Here is a 25142-nt window from a genome sequence, read left to right as displayed (position 1 = left end):
ACACAACAAGGACACACAATGACACACACACTCAAGGCGCTTTCAAAAGCCATATTACTTGCAACGTGCAGTTTATCTGCCAGTGTAGCTGTTGCTGAATCTAATAAACCAGAGCAGCTATACCCGCCACTCACTAGCGAAGTACTGCCAGAGCTTGCAGCTAAAGGTAGCTACAATATAGGTGTGCAAACACTTGATTTAGTTAACCCTGCGCAATTTGACCCCGCTACACAAGGTCAAAAAGATCGTCCTTTAAAAGTAGAGGTGTGGTATCCGGCTGCAAATACAGCAAAAGCGCCACTTAGCAGCTACACAGATGAAACTCGCTCAGGTAAAGAGTTTACTTTGCAAGCCGATGCAATGCGTGATGTCGCCATTAATAATAAAGAGCACTACCCTGTGATAGTGCTTTCGCACGGTTATACCGGTTACCGTACAATTATGTACTACCTTGGCGAGCATTTAGCGTCGCACGGTTACATTGTGGTAGCTATTGACCATACTGACTCAACCAATGCCGATGTTGATTTTGAAAACGCACCGTTTTCTGGCTTTTTTAGCACGCTTATAAATCGCTCACGCGATCAGCAGTTTGTAATTAATTACTTTAATGAGCAAAACAACTTTGCCAGCAAGCAGATAGATAACAAAAGCGCAGGTGTAATTGGTTACTCAATGGGTGGCTATGGCGCGGTAAATACGATAGGTGGTTGTTACGCTTTTAATGAGCAAACTACGGCTATGTTTACGGGTATGAAAGACCCAGCTCAAATTAAAAAAGTACAGCAATTACTAAACAGCTGCGCTGGTGGACAATACCAAAACCCAAAAATAGACCCTCGTATAAAAGCGATGGTGGCCTTTGCACCGTGGGGCGGACAGCACGCTATATTTGATGCCAAAGCAATGGAAAATATTAAAGTACCTTCGCTTTATGTAGCTGGTGACTTAGATGACATTTCAGGCTATGAAGGCATTAAAAGTCTTTATGAACAAACAGGCAGCAAATATAAGTACATGCTTACTTACAAAAATGCACGCCATAATATTGCACCACACCCAGCCCCTGCTATTGCACAAAGCAGCAGTGAGCTAGATATAGGCCATTACTACGAGCCTTCGTGGTCTATGCGCACACTAAACGAGACCAACAAACACTTTGTACTTGCCATGATGGATTGCCACGTAAAAGGCATAGCCAGCGAGTGTAAATACTTAGATTTACCACAAAACGGCGACCAAGCTGTTGTTGATGGTAAGCCGCTGCCACAGTGGCGCGGGTTTGATAATCGCTTTTCTACCGGGATGGATTGGCAACAAGCTAAACCTCACACCAAGTAATAATAAGCTTTAAGCGGTTATTTTAATCAATAGCCGCATACGCCCTTAAAATAATGCAAAAATAAAACGCCTTTTATATAAAAGAGTTACCAGCAAATATCAGCGTGTTTATTTTTTAATCTGCTATTTTAAGAAAAAACCATTGCCATTAACTTCGGTTAAAGGCAATCTAGTCATATATAAGATAAGATAAATAACACAAATATCATGTCCAAATACATACTCTCAATTGATCAAGGAACCACAAGCTCTCGGGCCATCTTGTTTACAAAAGATGCAGACGTTTTTGGTACAGCACAACAAGAATTTTCGCAGCATTTTCCACAAAATGGTTGGGTAGAACACGACCCTAACGATATTTGGCAAACAGTGCTTAGCACTAGTCGCGAAGTGTTAACTAAAAACGATGTAAAGCCTGAAGAAATTATTGCCATTGGTATCACCAATCAGCGCGAAACCACTTTGGTATGGAACAAAAAAACAGGCAAAACAATTTATAACGCTATTGTATGGCAAGACCGTCGCACCAGTGACTATTGCGAAAGCCTAACAACTGATGAGCTTTGCCAAACAATAAGCGATAAAACAGGCTTATTACTCGACCCTTATTTTTCGGCCACTAAAGTTCGTTGGATTTTAGATAACGTTGAAGGCGCACGCGAACAAGCCCTTGCAGGCGAACTCGCCTTCGGTACGGTTGACACTTACCTACTTTGGCAGCTAACTGGCGGTAAAGAGCACCGAACCGATGCAACCAATGCATCGCGCACCATGTTATTTAATATTCATACCCAGCAGTGGGATCAAGAGCTTTTAGAGTTATTCGATATTCCAGAATCTATGCTGCCAGAAGTAATGGATTCAGCTGACGAGTTTGGTTCAACCAGCGCTGACATTTTTGGCGCGCCAATTCGTGTTTGTGGTATTGCAGGCGATCAACAAGCTGCGCTTGTAGGACACGCATGTTTTGAACAAGGCATGGCTAAAAGTACTTACGGTACTGGCTGTTTTTTAATGCTTAACACTGGCGAAAAAGCACTGACCTCAGAAAACCGCTTACTGACCACTGTTGCTTATAGATTAAACGGCAAGCCAACTTACGCCATTGAAGGCAGTATATTTATGGCTGGCGCAACTATGCAGTGGATTGTTGAAGGCTTAAAACTACTTAGCCATGCTGGCGAAAGTGAGTCGATGGTTAAAGATGTACCGCTCGATCATGGTGTATTTTTAGTGCCTTCGTTTACTGGTTTAGGCGCTCCTTATTGGGACCCTAATGCACGTGGCGCTATTTTAGGGCTAACACGCGACTCTGGTATTAGCACTATTGTTGCTGCAGCGCTGCAATCAGTTGGCTACCAGACCAAAGATTTACAAAAAGCGATGGAGCGTGATGGCCTTCGCCCAAGTGTGCTTCGTGTAGATGGCGGTATGGTAAAAAATAATTGGGTTATGACCTTTTTATCAAATATTTTAGGTGCAACAGTTGAGCGACCAACAGTGACCGAAACCACCTCTTTAGGGGTCGCTTATTTAGCAGGCTTGCAAGCAGGTGTGTACGAGTCAACTGAACAGTTATCTAAAATGTGGACATGCGACCGTCGCTTTGAGCCCACCATGAGTGCCGACGAGCGTAACGATCTATACGCAAAATGGCAGCACTGCGTAGCTCAAGTGTGCTTAACGAATAAAAACTGCCCGCAGTAAATACTAAGTGGTTAAGGCCAGTACTTTAGCCACTTTGCTTTTTTAACTTAGCTAAATGCTAGATTTAAAAGGCATGTTTTACTGCTTTAAATTGAAAATGAATTGGCGTCAAAATTAACGAATAAAAAACTGGGTTTTCTATTGTCAAATGAAAACAGCAGCTTTATGATGTTTATGTCTTATTTATATTACAAATAAAAAGGTTAGCTCGGTGGAATTAGCAGATAACGAATATGACTTACTAGTCATCGGTGGCGGTGTAAACGGCACTGGAATAGCAGCTGATGCAGCTGGCAGAGGGTTAAAAGTTCTATTGTGCGAACAATCAGACCTTGCCTGTGCAACATCTTCAAACAGTTCTAAGCTGATCCACGGCGGTCTGCGCTACCTTGAGCATTACGAATTTAGATTAGTAAAAGAAGCGCTAGCAGAGCGTGAAGTGCTACTTAAAAACGCACCTCATATTATGTGGCCGCTAACCTTTAGATTGCCGCATCAAAAACACCTCCGCCCTGCGTGGATGATTCGTATTGGCTTGTTTATGTATGACAACCTAGCAAAACGCGAAACACTAGCGGGTTCTCGAAGCATTAAATTTGGTGAAAATAGCGTTTTAGAACCCTCTATTACTAAAGGTTTTGAATACTCAGATGGCTGGGTTGATGACTCTCGCCTAGTCGTTTTAAACGCCCTAGCAGCGCAGCAAAAAGGTGCTGTTATTACCACGCAAACTAAGTGTGTACATGCTAAACGTGAGCAAGGTAAATGGCAGGTAACGCTTGAGCAGCAAAAGAGTAAAGCTAAATACACCATTTCTGCCAAAGGGATTGTTAATGCTGCGGGTCCTTGGGTTGCTAAATTATTTGACGAAGCACTAACAGAAAAATCACCACAAAATATTCGCCTTGTAAAAGGTAGCCACATTGTAGTGCCTCGTATTCACGATGAAAAACAAGCTTATATTTTACAAAATAAAGATCAGCGTATTGTGTTTGTTATTCCGTTTGAAGATGACTTCTCACTTATTGGCACAACCGATGTAGAACACAAAGGTGAAGCACAAGACGTTAAAATTAGTGATGAAGAAATTGATTACTTAATTGATATTACTAATACCTACTTTAAACAACCGATTAAACGCGAAGACATAGTACATACCTTTTCTGGTGTACGCCCATTACTTGATGACGAATCAGTTAATGCACAAGCCGTTACTCGCGATTATAAATTAGAGCTTTCGAGTGATGCTAAGCAAACACCTCTACTGAGTGTGTTTGGCGGAAAAATTACAACTTATCGCAAACTTGCCGAAGCTGCGGTTAATAAGCTTGAAGATTTTTATCCGCAAATGAGCAATGCGTGGACCAAACATAGTCCGCTCCCTGGTGGTGATTTTAGCTCTGTAGAAGCACTTAAATCAGAGCTAAAAGCAAAATACGAATGGCTACCTGAAATAACACTTAAACGCTTTGTACGCACTTATGGTACTCGTGCTAAACATATTTTAGGTAGTGCAACTGGGCTGAGTGATTTAGGCCAGGATTTTGGCCATGGTTTATTTGCAGCAGAAGTAGATTACTTGCTAAATGAAGAGTGGGCAGAAAACGCATACAATATTTTATGGCGCCGCAGTAAATTAGGACTACGTTTTAATGAGGCGCAAGTTGCTGCGCTTAATGATTATATTGAGCATAACCAAGCAGCTAAAAGCGCTTAACTATCAAGTTATAATAGCTTCCTGTTAACCCCTTTATAATTTAACCGTTATAAAGGGGTTTATTTTTTTGACTCTAAATTAAATAAATAATTAAAGCCACTAAGCGTCGCTGTTTTAATATCAAACTCAACACACTTCACACCTATTTGGTTAAGCGCCGTAGTAAAACACTTATTCAGCTGCTTTGTGCCAATCACCACAACTTGTGTATCACTTAATAATTGCCATTCACTAGCGTGGCGAGCTGCTCGTACATCGCTGCCAATTAATACACCCGACAAATAGGCTTTAGCTTGTACTGGCGTTAACTCCTTTGAAAGCTGGCGGGTACGCACACTAAAAATACCATGTGCCAAGTTACCGCTATCACTACCTAAAGTTAGCTCACAGCCTTGCTCAAATGCTTTAAAGTCAAACTCACCTTCTGCACAGTCGTTAGGAATTAAAACACTTTGATGACATAACAAATCATATAACTCACCGGTCATGGCTGTTTTAAAGCAAATGATTTCGCCATTGTTTATAAGCACCCATTTGGTATGTGTGCCAGGCAAACAGAGTAATATTTTACCTTGTTGATACTCTGGGTTTTGCTTTAAAAACCCTAAAATTTGCAGCTCTTCACCGCGCATTACATCAAACAAGCCATTTTGCAGCGTACACTTTGTGCCAGGTAACGCTTTAATAATATGTCCATCGCAATCAAAGCTAACAGCAGCATTAAGTAACCCTTCGGGATTAATTGGGCATTCTAAATAAGGTGTTTCGTGCCAGCCGATGCTTGAGGTAATTTGTCCTGCAATATATATAGGTAAGCTGCCATATTCTTGCTTCCACACCTCAATGGTGTCGATTAGGGTTTGCTCAAAATTTTGATTTGCTTTAACAACACCTGGGCCATCACGTTGTGCTAATAATTTAAGTGTTGATTGCGCTCGTACTTCGCACAAATAAGCGCGTAAATGGCTCGTGCCCCAGTCAACAGCAATAAAAAGAGATGAAGTAGCCAAGCTTTAAAGCCTCCCACCGTCAATTTTAATACTTTGCCCGGTGATCATACTGCTTTCATCGGCGGCTAAAAAGAGTGCCAAATTAGCAACATCTTCAGGAGTTACTAATTTTTTAAGCGCCATGGCTTCCATCCACTTAACTTGCTCTTCTTCGGTAAACCAGCTTGCTAGTTGACGGTCGGTAGCCACCCACCCTGGTAAAATAGCGTTAACGCGAATACCAAACTCGCCGTAATCGCGAGCCAGTGCCTTAGTCATACCTATTAGGCCTGCTTTTGCGGTTACATAGCCTGCCATTTGAGGTTGCCCCATAATAGCGTTAATAGAACTAAAGTTAATGATACTGCCCGCTCCATCGCCCTTCATAAAAGACATAGCAACTTGAGAGGCAAAAAATGCAGGGTTTAAGTTTATTTGTAAGCACTGATCCCAGTCTTGCACTGTAACGTCTTCGCTTGCTTGACGGCGATCGTTCGCTACATTATTAACTAGTACATTAATGGCACCAAAAGCGGCGCATGCATCCACAAGTGATTGCTGAAGTGCATGAGAGTCAGTTACATCAACTTGCCTATACCATAGTTTTGCATTGGGTAAATCACGAATAAGCGATTGCGCTGCCTTATCATCAATATCTATAAATGCCACTTTTGCATTTTGGTTTACAAAGGATTTAACCATTGCTCTACCAATGCCTGATGCACCGCCTGTAATAAAAATAACTTTACCAGAAAGACTATGATATTGAGCTAGGGTGTTCAAATTCAACTCTCCATACAGCGCATTTTCAATTTTAATTAAACCCTTTATAAACTTACATTTACAGTATAAAGAGCCAAACTAAGTTGTTATTGCTGTGCTAAAATATTTAACTAATTAAAAGTTTATATCATATCCTTGAGTACATTAATATGATATATGATATATAATAAAGCAATATATCAACTCGGAATCCTGCGCAATGAAAAGCCAACCCCGTCAAAATTTAACACAACAATTAACCCACGATTTGGGTTTTGCTATTGTGCGTGGTGTTTACCCTGTAAGCGAAGGCCTGCCTTCTGAAGCCGATTTATGTATAAAGTATGATGTAAGTCGCAGCGCTACCCGCGAAGCGGTAAAAATGCTCTCTGCTAAAGGGTTAATTTCATCGCGTCCTAAGCAAGGTATTCGTGTATTACCTGAAAGTAGCTGGAACATGTTTGATACCGACGTACTACGTTGGATTTTAAGCAGCAAGCCGTCACTCTCATTATTAAAAGAGTTTACTCAAGTACGCGTTGCCCTTGAACCACAAGCGGCCGCTCTTGCAGCACTAAATGCAACTGCTGAACAACTTGCCGATATAGATAGTGCCTTAGCCCGTATGGCTGAAGCAGACGAAGGCTTAGACGACCCACTAGAAGCCGACATTGCTTTTCATACCAGCATATTAGTGGCCAGTAACAATCGCTTTTTTGTGCAGTTAACTGAGTTTATTAGTACAGCCCTTAGAGTAAGTATTCGTTATACAAACCACATTAAAGGTGTACCGGGCGCAGATGTTGCTAAGCACGCTGATATTTTAGAGACCATAAAGTCACGCGATCCTGAGCGCGCTAAAAAAGCAGTAGAAACAATTTTAGAAGAAGCACTACAGTTAATTGAATCTAAATTAGTGTAATGTTAGTTCAACATATTATATAAATATTGAGTCCATCAAATTTACTCTTTGCAGTATATTTTATGGACTTTTTTATTGCCTATAAAACTTAAATTACAGGCATTAAAAAATCCGATATCAGTCTCCTGATATCGGATTTTTAATTATTTAAATCAGCTTAATAACTCGGGTTATTAACTAAGATAAAACGCCTTTTTACAGGCTAGAATTACAATCCTAATTTCTTCTCAAGATAGTGGATGTTAGTACCACCATTTTGGAAGTTTTCATCTGCAAGAATTCTCTTATGCAAAGGAGTATTAGTTTTAATTCCGTCAATTACTAGCTCGTTAAGTGCATTGCGCGCGCGGGCAATAGCTACGTCACGGTTTTCACCGTAAGTAATTAACTTACCAATCATTGAATCGTAATGTGGTGGAACCGTATAGTCAGCGTAAATATGGCTGTCCCAACGAATACCTAAGCCACCAGCAGGATGGAAACGTGTAATTTTACCCGGTGAAGGGATAAACGTTTCAGGGTCTTCAGCATTAATACGACACTCAATAGCATGACCACGAATAACAACGTCGTCTTGCGTGAATGATAATGGTTGACCCGCAGCAATTTTTAACTGCTCTTTGATTAAATCAATACCAGTAACCATTTCAGTTACAGGGTGTTCAACCTGAATACGTGTATTCATTTCGATGAAGTAAAACTCGCCGTTTTCGTATAAAAACTCAAACGTACCTGCACCGCGGTAACCGATTTCGATACATGCACGTGTACAGCGTTCACCAATAAATTTACGTGTTTCTGCAGTAATACCTGGCGCTGGTGCTTCTTCAACTACTTTTTGGTGACGACGTTGCATAGAACAATCACGTTCACCTAAATGTACTGCATTACCTTGGCCATCTGCTAATACTTGAACTTCGATATGGCGTGGGTTTTCAAGGAATTTCTCCATGTAAACCATGCTATTACCAAAGAACTGCTTAGCTTCTTGCTGTGTTAATGCAATTGAATCAATAAGTTCAGATTCGCTACGAACAACACGCATACCACGACCACCACCGCCACCAGCGGCTTTGATGATTACCGGGTAACCGATTCGTTTAGCGATTTGCATGTTACGTTCTTTATCATCTGATACCGGACCATCAGACCCTGGTACACATGGAACGCCTGCTTTACGCATTGCTGAAATAGCAGAAACTTTATCACCCATAAGGCGAATAGTGTCACCTTTTGGACCAATAAATACAAAACCACTTTGCTCAACTTGGTCGGCAAAATCAGCGTTTTCTGCAAGGAAACCGTAACCTGGATGAATCGCTACAGCGTCAGTTATTTCAGCCGCAGCAATAATGCGCGGGATATCTAAATAACTTTCAGTTGCTGATGGTCTACCAATACAGATGGTTTCATCTGCAAGCAATACATGCTTAAGATCGCGATCCGCCGTTGAATGCACAGCAACCGTTTTGATCCCAAGCTCTTTGCAGGCGCGCAATATACGAAGTGCAATTTCACCTCGGTTTGCAATGACTACTTTATCTAACATTAGAGTTGGCCTTTTAGGTTACGCTATTATTCAATGATGAATAGAGGTTGATCAAATTCTATTGGCTCGCCATTTTCAGCTAAGATAGCTCTTACTGTACCGGCTTTATCTGACTCAATTTGGTTCATCATTTTCATAGCTTCGATAATACAAAGCGTATCGCCAACTTTAACTTGCTGACCAACTTCTACATACGCTGGAGCTTCAGGAGACGCTGCTGCATAGAAAGATCCAACCATTGGTGATTTAACTTGATGGCCAGTAGGTTCTGCTGGAGCTGCTGCTTCAACTGCTACAGGAGCTGCTGCAACTGGAGCTGGGGCTGCTGGCGCCGGTGCATATTGCTGTGGAGCAAATTGCGGGTAACCAGGGCCTGCGCTCATGTTGTTACGGTTAATACGTACTGATTCTTCACCTTCAGTGATTTCTAGCTCAGCAATACCTGATTCTTCTACTAATTCGATAAGCTTCTTTATCTTGCGAATATCCATTACACGACCCGCCTGTTTGTTTGTGTGTTAATTTAAAATTAAATCGAGTTTTTCAACCGGCTCACAGCGGCATTTAATGCTGCGTGGTAACCCATTGCACCTAATCCACATATCACGCCCTGTGCCACATCAGAAAAATACGAATGATGACGAAAGGCTTCACGTGCGTGCACATTACTTAAGTGCACTTCAAAAAACGGAATATCAACACTTAGCAATGCATCACGTAATGCAACGCTTGTATGCGTAAATGCAGCAGGGTTAATTATTATGTAATCAACCGCTTGCCAAGCACTGTGTATTCGCTCAATGAGGGCTTGCTCACTATTACTTTGAAAATGTGCTAACTCAACATCTAGACTATCAGCGGCACTGGTTAGTTCGCTCATAATTTCACTTAGCGTTTGAAAACCGTATTTATCCGGTTCACGTTTGCCAAGCATGTTCAAATTTGGACCATTTATAACTAAAAGGTTAAATTTTGCAGCCATAATACGCGATATATCCTATAAGTAATGAGTTAAGCGGTTGCTAAGTAGTTTTTCGCTTTTAAGTAAGCAGAAAAAAGTAATGTAGCAACAAATTCTCACGTTAACCAACTATTATAGTGATTTCGATGTAAATAGCAGCAAAATACTGGTCCAATCTCTATTTTGGGAACGAATAACTAGGAGGGAGTCGTAAGCCACTTGGTATATCCAAGTGGCTCTATTGCACTATTATTGTGCGCTGGCGCGCACTGTAGCAAGGTGTTTAGCAAAATCTTCTGCGTTTAAAAAGCCGGTTACACGTTGTGTAGTTAGCTCTTTACCTTGGGTGTTAAAAAACAAAATACTAGGTAAACCAAACACGGTGTACTCTTCCATTAACTCAATTGTTTTATTGTCACTGTTAGTTAAATCAACTTGAATTAGCTGATAATGGCTAAATTCACTTTGTACTTTGGCATCTGGAAACGTGTAATGCTCAAACTCTTTACACGCCACACACCAGTCAGCATATAAGTCGACCATAACCATTCGACCTTCATTACTCGCTTGCGCTACGGCCTCTTTTAGCTCAGCTAAATCCGCCACCTTTTTAAACTCATTACTTTGTGAGCTTACTTGCACAGCTTGTACTGGCCAAAAGTAGTTTTTAGTTAACGTAAACCCTGTCATAACTAATAGCGTTGCAGCAAACCATAATGCAGTTTTTAACTTGCTTTGTGTTTGGCTACTTTGCCAGTGATGTAGGTAAAGTGCCGTTGCTAATGCAAGCACACCTGCCATTAATAATATAATGTCGGCGCTTACTAGTCGCTCAAGTAATATAAGCGGCACAACGAGCATCACAAAACCAAACAAGGTTTTAACTTGCTCCATCCAACCACCGGCTTTAGGCAGCAATTTACCGCCAGATGTACCAAGTAATAAAAGTGGTAACCCCATACCTAAACTAAGCACGTATAGCGTTAAACCACCCACTAAGTAATCACCACTTTGCGCTACAAATAAGAGCGCAGCTGACAGTGGCGCAGTAGTACACGGTGATGCAATTAACCCCGACAGTACGCCCATTAAAAATACGCCAACGTAGTTGCCGCCTTTTTGGTTATTACTTACTTGGGTTAGCTTGCTCATCATACTGCTTGGCAGTTTAATTTCGTACCAACCAAACATCGACATAGCCAATAATACAAATAGTAAACTAAAGCTAACTAATACAAATGGATGCTGTAAATACCCCTGCACTTGCCCACCAAGCGCCGCAACAACTAAACCAAGCGCTGCATAGGTAACTGCCATGCCTTGTATATATACAAACGACAACGCAAACGCTTTTTTAGTTGAAAGGTTTTGCTGACCCGCAATTAAGCTCGACAAAATAGGAAACATAGGGAATACGCAAGGCGTAAAAGCAAGGCCTACACCAACAACAAAAAATATAAGTAAATTAGTTATTAAGCCCTGACTTGCTAACTGTTCAGTAAAAGTAAGTTCTTTTTCGGTATCATCCGAATTTGTTGTAGGTTCAGTAGCTGGCTCGTTGAGTGCTGCAAATGTGCTTTGCGCAGTTGCTGCTTCATCTGTAGTGTTATTTTGGTCTACATTTTTAACCTGTGCACCACTAATAACACTAAGTGGGATGCTGATTACTTCTGGTGGATAGCAAAGCCCTGCTTTTGCACAGCCTTGGTAACGAACTTTAACCACAGCGCCTTCGGTTACATTACTTAGCTTACTAATAACACTCGCGGAATTAAAAAAAACCTCTGTTTTACCAAAAAATTCATCTTCAATAATTTCGCCACGGCCAGAATCGCCTACTTGAATGTTTGCACCTTTGGCGATAATTTCTATTTTCTTTTTATATAAATAATAGTCTGGCGCTATATCCCAACCTACAAACAAGGTACTGCCTTGCTGGTCAAAATCAAAAACAAACGCTTGGTCTACAGGTAAAAAAGTCTGTTGCGGAGGCCCAAGTAGATCACCAAGCACATTATTAGTCGCAGCCTTTACGGGTACAGTTAATAATGTAACCAACAATAAAAAGAAAAAACGCATTAATTCAGTACCTCGTCCATCCAATTAAAATACGCCAAATTACCGGTTGAAACTTCTACAACCTGAATCTCCGGCACTTCGTAGCTATGTAGCTCTTTTATTGTTAAAAACACATCGTTCATTTTATCTGCTTTTGTTTTTATAAGTAGCTTGGCTTCAGTTGCTTCTGCTACTTCGCCCTCCCACATATAAATAGAGCCCATGTTAGGTAAAATATTTACACAAGCTGCTAGCTTTTTTTCTACCAACGCCCTTGCTAGGCTGCGTGCTTCTGCTTCGTCTTTGCAAGTCGTAAAAATCATTTTAAAATGCGTAGTCATTATGAACCTATTCTTATTGGACAGTGTCTAGCTTCATAGTATCTGATAGGCGATACAATGTGTAGACGCTTAAATATCAGTAAAATGACTATACCTATGCCCTAACCTTGAAAAGAGACCTAGTCACCCTCATTTATATTTCATCAACTCTTTTGAGTGTCATTATTTAGAGAGCGCTATGTTTAGATTTTTATTTGTGTTGTTTATCATCATCCCTATTATCGAAATCGCTTTGCTGATTCAAGTAAGCGATGTGATTGGCGGATTTGCAACAATTGCACTTGTTGTTATTACCGCGATTTTAGGTGCCAAAATGGTTAAAACACAAGGTATGGGTGCGCTGCAAAACGTACAAGCGCAAATGGCGCAAGGGCAAATGCCAGCCAAAGAATTATTTACCGGAATATGCGTTGTAATTGCAGGGGTATTATTACTTACCCCTGGCATTATGACCGACGTGTTTGGGTTACTATTATTAACGCCTGCAATTCGTAACAAACTGGCCGCAGGTCTTGCTAGCCAAGCAACTGTTAGAATGAGCGCAGGTAGGCAACAAGGGCCATCGCCGTTTGCTGGGCAGCAACATGCTGAACGAGAGCAAGGGCAAATGGAACGACCAACGACTATTGATGGCGAATATGAGCGAAAAGATTAAAAATTTATCATTTTTTCTCTTGGAATTTTACACTCTACCCCCATTAATGAATGCAAATTAGAAAAGCTTTTTTCTGTACTGTTCAGAAACTGTTAGGAGAACTAAAAAACATGAACATTCGTCCTTTACAAGATCGCGTAATCGTTAAACGTCTAGAAGAAGAAACAAAATCTGCTGGCGGTATTGTATTAACTGGCTCTGCAGCTGAAAAATCAACTCGCGGAGAAGTTGTAGCCGTAGGTAATGGTCGCGTTTTAGATAACGGTGACGTGAGAGCGTTAGAAGTTAAAGCCGGTGACACTGTGTTATTTGGCTCATATGTTGAAAAAGTTGAAAAGATCGAAGGTCAAGAGTACCTGATCATGCGTGAAGATAATATTTTAGGCATTGTAGGCTAAACCTACTTTTCGTTTATAAACATTTAAGAATTTAGAGGAATTTAAAACATGGCAGCAAAAGAAGTACTTTTTGCAGGTGACGCACGCGCTAAAATGCTAACTGGCGTAAACATCCTGGCAAACGCAGTAAAAGTTACATTAGGTCCTAAAGGCCGTAACGTTGTACTAGACAAATCATTTGGCTCTCCAGTTATCACTAAAGATGGTGTATCTGTAGCAAAAGAAATCGAACTTGAAGACAAGTTTGAAAACATGGGCGCACAAATGGTTAAAGAAGTTGCATCTAAAGCAAATGATGCAGCCGGCGATGGTACAACTACCGCTACAGTACTTGCACAGTCTATTGTTAATGAAGGCCTTAAAGCTGTTGCAGCAGGCATGAATCCAATGGATCTTAAGCGCGGCATCGACAAAGCAGTTATTGCTGCTGTTGCAGAGCTTAAAGCGTTATCTGTTCCTTGTTCTGATACTAAAGCAATTGCACAAGTAGGTACTATTTCAGCTAACTCTGATCAAGAGATTGGTAGTATCATTGCTCAAGCAATGGAAAAAGTAGGCCGCAACAGTGGTGTTATTACTGTAGAAGAAGGTCAATCACTTGAAAACGAACTAGATGTTGTTGAAGGCATGCAGTTTGACCGTGGTTACTTATCTCCTTACTTTATCAACAGCCCAGAAAAAGGCACTGTTGAACTAGATAACCCATTTATTCTACTTGTAGATAAAAAAATATCTAACATCCGTGAATTATTACCAACATTAGAAGCGGTTGCTAAAGCAAGTAAACCACTACTAATCATTGCAGAAGACCTTGAAGGCGAAGCACTAGCTACATTAGTAGTTAATAACATGCGCGGTATTGTTAAAGTATCAGCTGTTAAAGCACCTGGCTTTGGCGATCGTCGTAAAGCAATGCTGCAAGATATCGCTGTATTAACTGGCGGTACTGTTATTTCTGAAGAAATCGGCTTAGAGCTTGAAAAAGCAACAGTTGAAGACCTAGGTACAGCTAAGCGCGTAATTATCACTAAAGATGATACAACTATCATTGACGGTGCTGGCGAAGAAGCGGGTATTACTGGTCGTGTTTCTCAAATTAAAGCACAAATTGAAGAAGCTACATCTGACTACGATAAAGAAAAACTTCAAGAGCGCATGGCTAAACTAGCTGGCGGTGTTGCAGTTATCAAAGTAGGTGCTGCTACTGAAATCGAAATGAAAGAGAAAAAAGACCGCGTTGAAGATGCATTAAATGCAACTCGTGCAGCGGTTGAAGAAGGCGTAGTACCTGGCGGCGGTGTTGCACTTGTACGTGCTGCTAGCAAGCTAGTTGATTTAGTTGGCGACAACGAAGATCAAAACCACGGTATTAAAGTTGCACTTCGTGCGATGGAAGCACCACTTCGTCAAATCGTAACTAACGCAGGCGACGAAGCATCAGTTGTAATTAACGCAGTTAAAGGCGGCGATGGTAACTACGGTTACAACGCAGCAACTGGCGAATACAACGACATGATTGAAATGGGTATCCTAGATCCAACTAAAGTAACACGCTCTGCGCTACAGTTTGCAGGGTCTATTGCGGGTCTAATGATCACTACTGAAGCAATGGTAGCTGAAATCCCTAAAGACGAATCTGCTGGTGCACCTGATATGGGCGGCATGGGCGGAATGGGTGGTATGGGCGGAATGATGTGATAAACATCCCCGTTTAAGCACCTCCCTTATATAAAAAACCAGCTTCGGCTGGTTTTTTGCTTTTTAGTATAAAAATCATTGATATTGTTTAATTTATACCCATACCTAAGTTACGTATAACTAAGATTTATATTAAATGGATTTATTAAGTAATAACACAATATTCATCTTCTTTGTTTTTGTTGCCCTTGTGACTGGGTTATTTTCATTCGTAGTTTGGGCTATGCTCAAAATGGTCACGTGGGGTAAAAGTATGTCTAAGGGGCTTATTTATTTTCAGCATTCTTTCCGCTTATTTCTATTATTCCTATCCCACCACCTACATACGAAAATGTACAAAAAGCAAAACAAGAACAAAAAACGCAAAGAAGACTCAGGTGATCCACCCGATGATGAAGACGAACTCGTAAGTTAATTCATATTACATACTGCGGGCATATACCCTACTTGATCGTTTGCTAAATATGATAAAAAGCACATTTATTTAATAGTACGGAGTAAACCAAATATGACTAACGTTCAACAGCATATCGGCAGCATTGCATTAGTTGTTAAGGACTACGACGATGCCATTGAGTTTTATACTCAAAAGCTAAATTTTGAATTAGTCGAGGATACTAACTTAGGAGATGGTAAACGTTGGGTGTTAATTTCACCTCCAAATTCAAACAGGGCTAATTCGAGCAGGACTAATCTACTGCTTGCTAAAGCCACAACACCCGAACAAATGAGCGCTATTGGTAATCAAACGGGTGGTCGTGTGTTTTTATTTTTACATACCAATGACTTTTGGCGAGATTATAATTTAATGCTTTCTAAAGACGTTACATTTAACGAAGAACCTCGAGTAGAACCCTATGGCACCGTAGTGGTTTTTGAAGATTTATATGGTACAAAATGGGATCTACTACAGCTTAATAATTAGCAAGATAAAGTGACGCTTAAACTCACGTCACTTTATTAACTAACTCTCTTACAATTGCGAATAGATCACTGGGTAGCATGCCCCTTTGCCCATCTCGCTCACTTGCGATATCACCGGCTTTAGCGTGCAGTGTTACGCCATAGCGTGCTGCTTCATCAATATTTAAACCTTGAGCAAGTACTGCCCCAATAATACCAGTGAGTACATCGCCACTACCGCCAACTGCAAGTGCTGGGTTGCCATCTTCACACACCCACGTGTGCTGGGCATTATCTATTAATGTTCCAGCGCCTTTTAATACACAAGTCGCGTTATAGCGCTTGGCGCAAAGGCGGGCATAATTAAAACGGTCTGATTCTATGTCGCTAGTACTAACACTTAGCAGTCGCGAAGCTTCGCCTGGATGTGGCGTAAGTACGCATTGCTCTAACATATACGATGAAGCTTGCTTAGCCAGTAAATTAAGGGCGTCTGCATCTATAACCAATGGCATTTTATTGTTTTGGCAATATTGCATTACTTCATCGAATGTTTGTTGTGCCCACTCGTCTTGCCCAAGCCCTGGGCCAATAACAACGCAGCTTGCCCACTCTAGCGCTTGATGTAAGTTATTACTGCTTACCATAAGCTCTGGTCTGCCAATACTAATAGGCGTTATTGAGCTTTCGTGTGTATACACCCTTACCATGCCAGCACCCGTTCTAAGAGCTGCTTCACTACTTAACCTAATTGCACCTGCAGTACCTTGATTGCCACCAACACATAAAAGCTTGCCATGGCTGCCTTTGTGACTATTGATTGCCCGCGTGGCAATTCCTTTAAAGCTATTAATATTTATCAAGGTTCCTGATGATTGAGCTATACTAGTAAACGCATCGCCAATTGCTAAATCATCAAAAACTAACTTACCGCTATATTGTTTACCTGCCGTCGTTGTGAGCCCTTGCTTTATACCTACAAAAGTAACGGTTGAAGTAGCTTGTACTGCGCACCCTAAAGGCTGTCCTGTATTTGCTTCAATGCCTGATGGAATATCAATGCTTATTACGGGCTTACCACTGTTATTTACAGCGTTAATTATATTCGCAAAATTATCGCGCACGGCGCTATTAAGCCCAGTACCAAGGAGCGCATCAATAACGATATCGCACTCATTAAGAGCATCTTTTGTAAAATGAGAAACCACCCCACCCGCTTCTATCCATAGCTGCTGCGCTTTTGCAGCATCACCTTTTAATGTTTTTTCGGGTTCAGCAGCGCATATTGTTACCTTTTTACCTGATTGCATAATAAGCCTAGCTACAACGTAACCGTCTCCAGCGTTGTTACCATGGCCAACAATGACTAATGTATGCTGCGCATCAAATAACTGCCATTGCTTATATACAGCCTCTCCTGCACGCTGCATTAGTGTAAATAAATCACAATGACTGTTTTTAGCCGCTAAAGCTTCATTGTCTCTTACTTGTTGTGCGGTAAATAAGGTTTTATTAAGCATAAAGGCTCCTTTACTAGGTGATACTTCACCTTATCAAATACTTATATCTAGCGGCTAGTTCTGTTGATAAATTTAAACTGCAATTTTATTTAAAGTCTAACACTCCCGCTTCAACTTGGGCATAGCTCACTTGAGCACGCCTAACTTGAGCAAGGTGAGCTAATTAAAGTATAATGCAGTTAATTAAAGGCTTGGTTTACTTGTAATCCAAGCCTGTTTATTTTTAGGTAGAGAAAAGCATGGCACAAACTCGCGGTAACTTATTTATTTTATCAGCCCCTTCAGGTGCTGGTAAATCAAGCTTAATCAATGCGTTATTAAAAAAACACGCTGACATGAAAGTATCTGTATCACATACAACTCGCGCCCCTCGCCCAGGTGAAGAAAATGGCGTGCATTATCACTTTGTATCTACAGACGAATTTAAAGCGCTTATTGCCAAAGATGACTTTTTTGAATGGGCTCAAGTATTCGATAATTACTACGGCACATCAAAGCAGGCTATTGAGTCGCAACTTGATGCGGGTATTGATGTGTTTTTAGATATTGATTGGCAAGGCGCGCAACAAGTGCGCGAAATAATGCCAAGCGTGAAAACTATTTTTATACTACCTCCTTCAAAAGAAGAGTTAGAGCAACGCTTAAATAATCGTGGCCAAGATTCGGCTGAGGTTATTGCCTCTCGTATGGCAAAAGCACAATCTGAAACATCACATTATAACGAATACGACTATGTAATTGTTAATGATGACTTTGAGAGCGCGCTTGGCGACATAGAAATGATTGTAATGGCTCAGCGCTTAACCCTAAAAGCGCAAGAAGAACGCCATCAAGTTTTACTAAATAGCCTGCTTAAATAATTTAAGTCTATTTAAATCAGGCTTAGACAAGTAAAACTGATAAAAATTGAACACTGGCTATTGGCGAAAGTGGCTGCTTGCAGTAAACTACGTCTTTGATTTAAATTATTTTTGGAGTGCTGTGATGGCCCGCGTAACAGTTGAAGATGCAGTAGATGCAGTTGGTAATCGTTTTGACTTAATTTTAGTTGCGGCTCGTCGTGCCCGCCAAATTGCTGTTGGTGGTAAAACTCCACTAGTAGACCCTGAAAACGATAAGCCAACGGTAGTTGCTTTACGTGAAATTGAATTAGGTTTAGTTGATAGCTCTTCAATGGACTTAATTGACCGTGAAGAACAACAACACCAAGAAGCAGCTGAATTAGCTGCTGTTGCCGCTATTGTTGGTGGCAACCAATAATCGACCTCCCGGTCTGATTTAGCCAACGGCGCAGTATTTCTACTATAGCCGTTGGCAATCCTCTCTTTTCATCGTATATTCGTAGCTTACCTAATTTACTTCACTAGGGCTGTTTATCTTTCGAGGTTAAATTTGCAGTAGTATGTTTGGTATTTAGGCAAGGCAGAGCCTATGTAGTGTGGTTATTCCCCATAAATAGGCGATAACGCAGCATAAATGCAAAACATGCGCTGCCTAAAGGGTTCTGCCTAGGGGCACTTTACTCTTTGTTGCTCGATTTTTACTTAGCCCGCTAGGCTAAAAACCTCGCGCCACAATTAAATCGCCCCTAGATTGAACAAATTTTAATCCTGAAAGGTCAACAGGCCCTAGAACATTGGAGTGTGAATGTATCTTTTTGAAGGTCTTAAAAAGAAAATCTCAGAATACTTGCCCGCTGCTGATGTAGAGCTGGTTCAAAAATCTTACGTGGTAGCCCGAGAGGCCCATGAAGGACAAACTCGCTCGAGTGGCGAACCTTACATAACGCACCCAGTAGAAGTAACCCAAATTCTTGCAGGCATGCATCTTGACCATGAAACGCTCATGGCCGCGCTAATGCATGATGTAATTGAAGATACTGATTTTAGTCAACAAGATTTAGCCGAGATATTTGGCGAAACTGTTGCAGAGCTAGTTGAAGGTGTGAGTAAGCTCGATAAGCTTAGCTTTAAAGATAAAAAAGAATTCCAAGCTGAAAACTACCGCAAAATGATTATGGCAATGACTCAGGATATTCGAGTCATTTTAATCAAGCTTGCTGATAGAACACACAATATGCGTACTTTAGGCGCATTGCGCCCAGATAAGCGCCGCAGAATAGCGCGTGAAACACTAGAAATTTACGCACCAATTGCAAACCGCTTAGGTATTCACGATATTAAAAATGAACTTGAAGACTTAGGTTTTCAAGCTTTATATCCTATGCGTCATCGCGCACTTAAATCGGAAGTTGCTAAAGCACGCGGTAATCGCAAAGAAGTTATTACTAATATCCAACATGAAATAGAAGCACGTCTTGAAGAATCAGGCATTAAAGCAACTGTGTCAGGCCGTGAAAAACATTTATATAGTATTTATAAAAAAATGCTTAATAAAGAACTGCTATTTAACGAAGTTATGGATATTTACGCGTTTAGAATTGCAGTTGACTCTATGGATACGTGTTATCGTGTATTAGGTGTAGCTCATAGTCTTTATAAACCTATTGAAACACGCTTTAAAGATTATATTGCAGTACCAAAAACAAATGGTTACCAATCGCTTCATACTTCATTAGTTGGTCCTCACGGTATACCTGTTGAAATTCAAATTCGTACTCATGATATGGATCATATGGCCGACAAAGGTGTAGCGGCGCATTGGATGTATAAAAAAGCAGGTGATGGCGCAGGTAATACTTCGCAGCAACGTGCTCGCCAGTGGATGCAGAGCTTATTAGAGCTTCAGCAAAGTGCGGGTTCATCATTTGAATTTATTGAAAATGTAAAAACTGAGCTATTCCCAGAAGAAATTTACGTATTTACACCAGATGGGCGTATTGTTGAGCTACCAATGGGTGCTACCGCAGTCGATTTTGCTTATGCCGTGCATACAGATGTAGGCAACACCTGCGTAGGCGCTCGCGTTAATCGCAAGCCGCACCCTTTAAGTAGGCCCTTAGATACAGGGCAAACTATAGAAATAATAACAAGCTCAGGCGCTCACCCTAATGCAACATGGCTAAACTTTATTGTTACTGGTAAAGCGCGTTTGGGCGTTCGTAACTACCTTAGAAGCCAGCATCATGAAGAAGCTATGCTTTTAGGGCGCCGCTTACTTGATTCAGCATTAGGTGAAAACAAACTAGATAGCATTGCTGATGAAAATATAGCGAGAGTACTTGAGGAGCACGAACTAACAACGCTTCTTGAATTACTTGTAGAAATTGGCTCTGGTAACCTAATGAGCATGTTAATTGCCAAACGCCTATTACAAAATGACAGTGACGACTTAACTGATATTACCAGCCAAGCCAAAGCGACCATTATTGGTACTGAGGGCATGCTAGTTAATTACTCTAAGTGTTGCCGACCTGTACCTGGCGATGCTATTACAGCTCATGTAAGCCAAGGTAAGGGCCTGACCGTTCACCGCCAAGAATGTAAAAACATCCGTGGCTGGGAAAATGAGCGCTCTAAATACTTAGTTGTAAAATGGGACGATAACCCAGAGAAAGAATATATTGCAGCTCTGAGAGTTGAAATTATTAATCATCAGGGGGCTCTGGCTAAATTAACCAATGTTGTTACTACAACCCAAGCCAATATTGTAGAAATAACCACCGATGAAAAAGAAAGTAATTTATACGTGATAGATTTAGGGGTTACCGTTAAAAACCGTATCCACGTTGCTAACATTATGCGCCGCATTCGCGTTATGCCTGATGTACAAAAAGTCTATCGTAAAAAGTAAAATAGGAAACACATGAATAAAGCATTTATCTCTACCGACAAAGCACCTGCTGCCATTGGCACTTACAGCCAAGCAGTTAAAGTAGGCACCGCTGTTTATTTATCTGGTCAAATTCCATTAGTACCAGAAACGATGGAAATGATTTCAGAAGACTTTAGTGAGCAAACGCATCAGGTATTTAAAAATATCACTGCGGTATGTGAAGAAGCTGGCGGGCAAATTCAAGATTTAGTGAAAATAAATATTTATCTAACTGATTTATCTAACTTCGCGACTGTAAATGAAGTGATGAGCCAATACTTTAAGCAACCTTACCCAGCGAGAGCTGCATTAGGTGTTCGTGCACTACCAAAAGGTGCACAAGTTGAAATAGATGGAATAATGGAACTTCCTTCTACCAATTAAGTATTACAGGCTATAGAGCCTCTCTATAGCCTTTTTTTCCCTCTTAGCACTTCGTTCTCTGTGACTTCTTGACTCAAATGTAAATTTCTAGCAATCTGTAGTTGTGTTTTAAAAAACAAACTTAACTTAAGTAGTAAAAAAGGATTAACTCGTGTTTAAGCTTGCCAACAATGGAAATGTTTTACTTGATGTAAAAGAACATATTCCTCCCAGCGCTGCATTTATTTTAGAGGCTCTCGAAAAGTCAGCTTTTTGCGACTGCAAAATAGATCATGACGCTATTAATGATTTTTTTAAAAACGAAAACACACAACACACTCTGGTTGTAGCAACAAAACACAATGCCACTTTAAATGTAACAATTAGCGACGATAAAATGCTGGCCATTGGCGAGCTAACCCTTGCCCAAGGCGGAAAATTATTAAGTTTAGAAGATGCAAAAAAACAACTCGTTAAAGCAGGAATTGTGCGTGGCTATAAGCAAGCATTTTTAGAGTTGCTACTGCAAAAACAGTTTGAGCATACAGCGGGTTCTGTTGTTAAGGGAGTATTAGCTAAAGGCAGACTACCAAGTGATGGTTTAGCCACTAAACTAATAACAACCGTAGAGACTTTAAAAGACCGTTTAAAAACCCCCAAGCTCAAAGAAGATGGGAGCGTAGATATGCGCGACTTTGGCAAGCTTGCAAGCGTAGAGCCAGGCTCTGTGCTTATTCGCCAACAACCAGCAACCCCTGGTAAAGAAGGCTTCACCGTAATAGGTGACATACTGCCCGCAAAACCCGGAGAAAATAAACAATTAGTGGCAGGCGAAGGCACCGAAATATCAAAGCTGAATCCGCTTGAACTAGTCTCTACTATTGCAGGTGTTCCGGTTGAAATTAATAATGGTATGCGTGTCGACGATATTTTTACCATTTCAGATGTAAACGTAAAAAGCGGCCACATTGACTTTCAAGGCAGTGTTATTGTTACCCGCAATATAGACCCTGGAATGAAAGTAACAGCCAAAGGCGATATTACTATATTTGGCACGGTTGAATCAGGAGAGCTTACCGCAGGCGGAAACATCACCGTTAAACAAGGTATTATTGGCCATCAAAAAGCCGACGAACAATCACTGTCTTGTAAGCTTATTGCACGTGGTGATATTCACGTATCCCATTCACAGTATTGCTACTTAGAAGCAAATAATATTTTTATTGATCGCCAAACAAGCCACTGTGTAATGAAAGCTAAACGCTTACTGCAAGTTGGTCAATCCGACTTACCTAAGGGTAAAATATTTGGTGGAGAAATACTTGATGCTACGACCCTCATTGCTGGCGAAATAGGGAATGAATCAGGCGCTAAAATGATTATTAACCTAGCGGCTTCTGGCGCCGAAATAACCGCAGATACTGATAATTGCTTTAAAGACTTAGCTAAAACAGATGCACAGCTAGACACGTTGCAAGCAGCGCTAGAAAAAACTGATTTAGTGAAAGATGCCGAAAAGAAAAAACTATTAATTACTAAAATTGGTGCTACTCAAAAGCATTATTGTGAGCAGGCAGAGCAATTAGAAAAACGTCTTTCAAACTTAGATCACGACTTACACGATTTACTTAACGACGCTAATTTAGCGGTAAATTCTGTTTTGCATTCAGGTGTAGAGATTCATATTTTTGATAAAGTACTCAAAACAATCCGCAATTACCCTCCGTGCAACGTTAAACTTTTGAATAACAAAATTGAAATAGAGTTCAAAACAAGCTAATAACTGAGTGCTCTATTGAGCACTCGAATTTATTCACATTTAAAGTAAACCGCTTACCTCAGCATGTGTTTGCTGCGGCCACACACCCACTTGTACTTGGCCAATATGCTGCTTTTGTAGCAAGAGCATAGCCAAGCGCGACTGCCCTATTCCACCGCCAATTGTTTGCGGAAATTTACTTTGTAGTAGCGCTTTATGCCAATCAAACTCTAAGCGGTCTTCATCTCCAGTTGTACTTAACTGCGCTTTTAAAACTTCAGGACTTACGCGTATACCCATTGATGAAATTTCAAAAGCGTCTTCAAGTACTGGGTTCCATACTAAAATATCACCATTTAAACCCATGTATTGCTCGCATGTCGGCGTAGACCAATCATCGTAATCTGGGGCTCTTACATCATGGATTTTGCCATCACCAAGCGCGCCACCAATACCAATTAAAAATACAGCACCATATTCTTGTGCAATGGCTTTTTCGCGTTGTTTAGCGCTAAAGTCAGGGTACATTTTACGTAACTCTTCACTGTGCACAAACTTAATGTCGTCCGGTAAAAAAGGCGTCAAACCATAAGACTTTCTTACAAAAGCTTCCGTCTCTTTTATCCCTTTATAAATAGATTGAACAGTTTGCTTTAGTGTTGCCAGCGAACGCTCTGTGGTTTCGTTAATTACTTTTTCCCAATCCCATTGATCAACATATACAGAATGAATAGGACTTAATGAATCTTCATCTGGGCGCAAAGCTTTCATTTGAGTGTAAATACCCTCACCAACACCAAAGCCATAAGTTGCTAGTGTTTTACGTTTCCACTTAGCCAATGAATGCACCACTTCGTAGCGGCTATCTGTAATCGCTTTTACATTTACAGCAACTGCGTTTTCATGGCCGCTTAAGTTATCTTGCGTGCCGTCACCTACTTTAGCCAAAATAGGGGCTTGAACCTCAACCAGCCCAAGTTGGGTTTCTAGTTGCTGTGAAAAAAATTGCTTAACTTTACTTATTTGCTGCTGTTGCTGCACATAGTGTGAACTCATAATAATTGGCCTCATTCCCAGTTATTGTTACTTGCTTAATTGATAAAAAGCGCCCTAACGAGCGCCTTTAATGAGGTTAATGTAACGATTTGATGAATTAATTCAACATCCCATAATAAAAATAGCCTTAACATATTAAAATCATCAATTAAGTGGTATAAAAATCATATATTCAATAATTTTATGAGAAAAATATAATGGAAAATTATTTAATCGATAATCTCGATAAACAGATACTTCATGCGTTAATGGCAAATGCCCGTACTGCGTACGCCGAATTAGCAAAAAGATTTAATGTAAGCGCTGGGACAATTCACGTAAGAATTGAAAAAATGAAGCAAGCAGGGATCATTACAGGCACCCAATTAACGATTAATACTAAACAGCTGGGCTACGATGTATGCTGCTTTATAGGTATTAATTTAAATAACGCACGTGATTACCCGCAAACGCTTATAAAGCTAGAAGCATTAGAGGAAGTGGTAGAGGCTTATTACACAACAGGTAACTACAGCATATTTATAAAGGTAATGACAAAGTCCATTGATCACTTACAAGATGTACTGATTAATAAAATACAAGCAATAGAGGCCATTCAATCAACAGAAACACTTATTTCTCTACAAAATCCAATTAGCCGTACGGTAATGCCTTAACTGTAAAAATCTC

General features: G+C 40.6%; 23 protein-coding genes. 14 read left to right on the top strand and 9 right to left on the bottom strand.

The window, feature by feature from the left end; genetic code table 11:
• Window positions 1–18 precede the first annotated feature (18 nt).
• The 3 genes from H5118_RS12880 to glpD all read left to right on the top strand — a co-directional run bounded on the left by H5118_RS12880 (window position 19) and on the right by glpD (window position 4765).
• Window positions 19–1341: a dienelactone hydrolase family protein gene (locus H5118_RS12880; protein ID WP_182749049.1), complete on the top strand. Its 1323-nt coding sequence runs from the start codon at window positions 19–21 to the stop codon at window positions 1339–1341.
• A gap of 207 nt (window positions 1342–1548) precedes the next feature.
• A complete protein-coding gene (gene glpK, locus H5118_RS12875) occupies window positions 1549–3048 on the top strand; it encodes a glycerol kinase GlpK (RefSeq protein WP_033013631.1) in 1500 nt (499 codons plus the stop codon).
• A 211-nt stretch (window positions 3049–3259) separates the two neighbouring features.
• Entirely contained in the window at window positions 3260–4765 is a 1506-nt protein-coding gene (gene glpD / locus H5118_RS12870; RefSeq protein WP_165723682.1) for a glycerol-3-phosphate dehydrogenase, read from the top strand.
• Between the two features lie 59 nt (window positions 4766–4824).
• On the opposite strand, the gene H5118_RS12865 is transcribed toward glpD, so the two are convergent.
• Window positions 4825–5775 (bottom strand): 2-dehydro-3-deoxygalactonokinase, encoded by a 951-nt coding sequence (locus tag H5118_RS12865; protein ID WP_182692713.1) that lies wholly within the window; start codon window positions 5773–5775, stop codon window positions 4825–4827.
• Between the two features lie 3 nt (window positions 5776–5778).
• On the bottom strand, window positions 5779–6537 hold the full coding sequence (locus tag H5118_RS12860; protein WP_002958845.1) for an SDR family NAD(P)-dependent oxidoreductase: 759 nt from the start codon (window positions 6535–6537) through the stop codon (window positions 5779–5781).
• Window positions 6538–6736: 199 nt separating this feature from the next.
• Here H5118_RS12860 and H5118_RS12855 point away from each other — a divergent pair, with 199 nt between their 5' ends.
• Entirely contained in the window at window positions 6737–7438 is a 702-nt protein-coding gene (locus H5118_RS12855) for a FadR/GntR family transcriptional regulator (RefSeq protein WP_024596672.1), read from the top strand.
• A gap of 208 nt (window positions 7439–7646) precedes the next feature.
• Here the strand turns inward: H5118_RS12855 and accC are convergent, their stop codons facing one another.
• The 5 genes from accC to cutA all read right to left on the bottom strand — a co-directional run bounded on the left by accC (window position 7647) and on the right by cutA (window position 12347).
• Entirely contained in the window at window positions 7647–8987 is a 1341-nt protein-coding gene (gene accC / locus H5118_RS12850; protein ID WP_002958843.1) for an acetyl-CoA carboxylase biotin carboxylase subunit, read from the bottom strand.
• A gap of 26 nt (window positions 8988–9013) precedes the next feature.
• Complete coding sequence (gene accB, locus H5118_RS12845; protein ID WP_002958842.1) at window positions 9014–9478, bottom strand: acetyl-CoA carboxylase biotin carboxyl carrier protein; 465 nt, start codon at window positions 9476–9478, stop codon at window positions 9014–9016.
• 38 nt (window positions 9479–9516) lie between these two features.
• Window positions 9517–9969, bottom strand: coding sequence for a type II 3-dehydroquinate dehydratase (aroQ, locus tag H5118_RS12840; RefSeq protein ID WP_002958841.1), 453 nt, complete (start codon window positions 9967–9969; stop codon window positions 9517–9519).
• 228 nt (window positions 9970–10197) lie between these two features.
• On the bottom strand, window positions 10198–12027 hold the full coding sequence (locus H5118_RS12835) for a protein-disulfide reductase DsbD (protein ID WP_024606504.1): 1830 nt from the start codon (window positions 12025–12027) through the stop codon (window positions 10198–10200).
• Window positions 12027–12347 carry a divalent-cation tolerance protein CutA gene (cutA, locus tag H5118_RS12830; protein WP_002958839.1) on the bottom strand — a complete coding sequence of 107 codons (321 nt, stop codon included), beginning with the start codon at window positions 12345–12347 and terminating at the stop codon, window positions 12027–12029. Before cutA ends, H5118_RS12835 begins: the two co-directional genes overlap by 1 nt.
• A gap of 178 nt (window positions 12348–12525) precedes the next feature.
• Here cutA and H5118_RS12825 point away from each other — a divergent pair, with 178 nt between their 5' ends.
• From H5118_RS12825 to H5118_RS12810, 4 genes are all read left to right on the top strand, one after another.
• Complete coding sequence (locus H5118_RS12825; protein ID WP_002958838.1) at window positions 12526–13002, top strand: FxsA family protein; 477 nt, start codon at window positions 12526–12528, stop codon at window positions 13000–13002.
• A gap of 110 nt (window positions 13003–13112) precedes the next feature.
• Window positions 13113–13400, top strand: coding sequence for a co-chaperone GroES (locus H5118_RS12820; RefSeq protein ID WP_002958836.1), 288 nt, complete (start codon window positions 13113–13115; stop codon window positions 13398–13400).
• 48 nt (window positions 13401–13448) lie between these two features.
• Window positions 13449–15098, top strand: coding sequence for a chaperonin GroEL (gene groL / locus H5118_RS12815; protein ID WP_182749047.1), 1650 nt, complete (start codon window positions 13449–13451; stop codon window positions 15096–15098).
• 508 nt (window positions 15099–15606) lie between these two features.
• Entirely contained in the window at window positions 15607–16023 is a 417-nt protein-coding gene (locus H5118_RS12810) for a VOC family protein (protein WP_182749045.1), read from the top strand.
• A 22-nt stretch (window positions 16024–16045) separates the two neighbouring features.
• Here the strand turns inward: H5118_RS12810 and H5118_RS12805 are convergent, their stop codons facing one another.
• Window positions 16046–17521 (bottom strand): NAD(P)H-hydrate dehydratase, encoded by a 1476-nt coding sequence (locus H5118_RS12805; protein WP_182749043.1) that lies wholly within the window; start codon window positions 17519–17521, stop codon window positions 16046–16048.
• A 239-nt stretch (window positions 17522–17760) separates the two neighbouring features.
• On the opposite strand from H5118_RS12805, the gene gmk reads away from it, so the two are divergent.
• The 5 genes from gmk (at window position 17761) to H5118_RS12780 (ending at window position 23438) form a co-directional block, all read left to right on the top strand.
• Window positions 17761–18381: a guanylate kinase gene (gene gmk, locus H5118_RS12800; RefSeq protein ID WP_182693853.1), complete on the top strand. Its 621-nt coding sequence runs from the start codon at window positions 17761–17763 to the stop codon at window positions 18379–18381.
• Between the two features lie 124 nt (window positions 18382–18505).
• Window positions 18506–18781, top strand: coding sequence for a DNA-directed RNA polymerase subunit omega (gene rpoZ, locus H5118_RS12795; RefSeq protein WP_002958829.1), 276 nt, complete (start codon window positions 18506–18508; stop codon window positions 18779–18781).
• A 387-nt stretch (window positions 18782–19168) separates the two neighbouring features.
• Window positions 19169–21274: a bifunctional GTP diphosphokinase/guanosine-3',5'-bis pyrophosphate 3'-pyrophosphohydrolase gene (spoT, locus tag H5118_RS12790; protein WP_002958827.1), complete on the top strand. Its 2106-nt coding sequence runs from the start codon at window positions 19169–19171 to the stop codon at window positions 21272–21274.
• 12 nt (window positions 21275–21286) lie between these two features.
• Window positions 21287–21679 (top strand): RidA family protein, encoded by a 393-nt coding sequence (locus tag H5118_RS12785; protein WP_002958826.1) that lies wholly within the window; start codon window positions 21287–21289, stop codon window positions 21677–21679.
• A gap of 151 nt (window positions 21680–21830) precedes the next feature.
• Entirely contained in the window at window positions 21831–23438 is a 1608-nt protein-coding gene (locus H5118_RS12780) for a DUF342 domain-containing protein (protein ID WP_182692454.1), read from the top strand.
• A gap of 39 nt (window positions 23439–23477) precedes the next feature.
• On the opposite strand, the gene asnA is transcribed toward H5118_RS12780, so the two are convergent.
• Window positions 23478–24473 (bottom strand): aspartate--ammonia ligase, encoded by a 996-nt coding sequence (asnA, locus tag H5118_RS12775; protein WP_182749041.1) that lies wholly within the window; start codon window positions 24471–24473, stop codon window positions 23478–23480.
• A 197-nt stretch (window positions 24474–24670) separates the two neighbouring features.
• Between asnA and asnC the strand changes: the two genes are divergently transcribed.
• Entirely contained in the window at window positions 24671–25129 is a 459-nt protein-coding gene (gene asnC, locus H5118_RS12770) for a transcriptional regulator AsnC (protein ID WP_002958822.1), read from the top strand.
• Window positions 25130–25142 lie beyond the last annotated feature (13 nt).

The sequence above is a fragment of the Pseudoalteromonas sp. SR41-1 genome, assembly GCF_014164015.1.
GTDB classification, from domain to species: Bacteria; Pseudomonadota; Gammaproteobacteria; order Enterobacterales; family Alteromonadaceae; genus Pseudoalteromonas; species Pseudoalteromonas distincta.
Note: the sequence above shows the minus strand (reverse complement) of the source record. Positions and strands in the feature narration are given on the sequence as shown.

What these genes read in the sequence shown, in the direction of transcription:
- asnC (WP_002958822.1), top strand. Translation starts at nt 24,671, where the DNA reads ATGGAAAATTATTTAATCGATAATCTCGATAAACAGATACTTCATGCG.
- accC (WP_002958843.1), bottom strand. Translation starts at nt 8,987, where the DNA reads ATGTTAGATAAAGTAGTCATTGCAAACCGAGGTGAAATTGCACTTCGT.
- H5118_RS12820 (WP_002958836.1), top strand. Translation starts at nt 13,113, where the DNA reads ATGAACATTCGTCCTTTACAAGATCGCGTAATCGTTAAACGTCTAGAA.
- H5118_RS12835 (WP_024606504.1), bottom strand. Translation starts at nt 12,027, where the DNA reads ATGCGTTTTTTCTTTTTATTGTTGGTTACATTATTAACTGTACCCGTA.
- H5118_RS12855 (WP_024596672.1), top strand. Translation starts at nt 6,737, where the DNA reads ATGAAAAGCCAACCCCGTCAAAATTTAACACAACAATTAACCCACGAT.
- spoT (WP_002958827.1), top strand. Translation starts at nt 19,169, where the DNA reads ATGTATCTTTTTGAAGGTCTTAAAAAGAAAATCTCAGAATACTTGCCC.
- aroQ (WP_002958841.1), bottom strand. Translation starts at nt 9,969, where the DNA reads ATGGCTGCAAAATTTAACCTTTTAGTTATAAATGGTCCAAATTTGAAC.
- H5118_RS12785 (WP_002958826.1), top strand. Translation starts at nt 21,287, where the DNA reads ATGAATAAAGCATTTATCTCTACCGACAAAGCACCTGCTGCCATTGGC.
- asnA (WP_182749041.1), bottom strand. Translation starts at nt 24,473, where the DNA reads ATGAGTTCACACTATGTGCAGCAACAGCAGCAAATAAGTAAAGTTAAG.
- H5118_RS12805 (WP_182749043.1), bottom strand. Translation starts at nt 17,521, where the DNA reads ATGCTTAATAAAACCTTATTTACCGCACAACAAGTAAGAGACAATGAA.
- H5118_RS12810 (WP_182749045.1), top strand. Translation starts at nt 15,607, where the DNA reads ATGACTAACGTTCAACAGCATATCGGCAGCATTGCATTAGTTGTTAAG.
- gmk (WP_182693853.1), top strand. Translation starts at nt 17,761, where the DNA reads ATGGCACAAACTCGCGGTAACTTATTTATTTTATCAGCCCCTTCAGGT.
- cutA (WP_002958839.1), bottom strand. Translation starts at nt 12,347, where the DNA reads ATGACTACGCATTTTAAAATGATTTTTACGACTTGCAAAGACGAAGCA.
- accB (WP_002958842.1), bottom strand. Translation starts at nt 9,478, where the DNA reads ATGGATATTCGCAAGATAAAGAAGCTTATCGAATTAGTAGAAGAATCA.
- rpoZ (WP_002958829.1), top strand. Translation starts at nt 18,506, where the DNA reads ATGGCCCGCGTAACAGTTGAAGATGCAGTAGATGCAGTTGGTAATCGT.
- groL (WP_182749047.1), top strand. Translation starts at nt 13,449, where the DNA reads ATGGCAGCAAAAGAAGTACTTTTTGCAGGTGACGCACGCGCTAAAATG.
- H5118_RS12825 (WP_002958838.1), top strand. Translation starts at nt 12,526, where the DNA reads ATGTTTAGATTTTTATTTGTGTTGTTTATCATCATCCCTATTATCGAA.
- H5118_RS12880 (WP_182749049.1), top strand. Translation starts at nt 19, where the DNA reads ATGACACACACACTCAAGGCGCTTTCAAAAGCCATATTACTTGCAACG.
- glpK (WP_033013631.1), top strand. Translation starts at nt 1,549, where the DNA reads ATGTCCAAATACATACTCTCAATTGATCAAGGAACCACAAGCTCTCGG.